1 protein-coding gene and 1 pseudogene (1 of these 2 only partly in view) are annotated in these 479 nt (G+C 62.0%); both read right to left on the bottom strand.

Annotation, left to right across the window (positions count from 1 at the left end):
• Positions 1–247, bottom strand: a 247-nt coding sequence (locus JNK74_28765; GenBank protein MBL7650175.1) for a hypothetical protein, incomplete at its 3' end; no start/stop codon positions are given.
• Positions 248–359: 112 nt separating this feature from the next.
• Positions 360–479 (bottom strand): annotated as a pseudogene (locus JNK74_28760) (DJ-1/PfpI family protein) (it continues 260 nt past the right edge of the window).

Here is a 479-nt window from a genome sequence, read left to right as displayed (position 1 = left end):
GGTACCCGATGCGGACGCGTTCCGCGATGTTCTGGAGCTTGGGGGCATTGCGCGGCGGGAAGGCGGATTGTCTCGGCGCGAGGACGCCATGACAAGCGGCACACTGGAGTTCGTTGTAGAGCAGCAGGCCGGGGGAGACTGTACTCGCGGCGTCACCGGCGCGTTCGAAGCCCGGCACGACCGGAGCTGCGCCGGCGCCGGATACTATCGCGATGCACAGTGCGATACAGAATGTTCTGAGCGGCACGTTCGACTCCCGGATCTTGGTTTGATCGTGGTGGACTACGTGGACTTAGTGGACAGGGTGGACGAAGTGAAGCGCGTGGACTCGGCGCCTGACTCTCTTCACCCTTCACCCTTCACCCTTCACCCTTCACCCTTTCGGCCTTCAGGGCCTCGATCCACGGTTTCAGATACACGCCAGTGTCGTGGTAGGTGCGGCCACTGAAGAGATTGCCGTCGACTACGGATGCTTCGTT

The sequence above is a fragment of the Candidatus Hydrogenedentota bacterium genome, assembly GCA_016791475.1.
In the GTDB taxonomy this organism is placed as follows: Bacteria; Hydrogenedentota; Hydrogenedentia; order Hydrogenedentales; family JAEUWI01; genus JAEUWI01.
The sequence above is the reverse complement of the archived record's forward strand: the minus strand, read 5'-3'. Positions and strand labels throughout refer to the sequence as shown.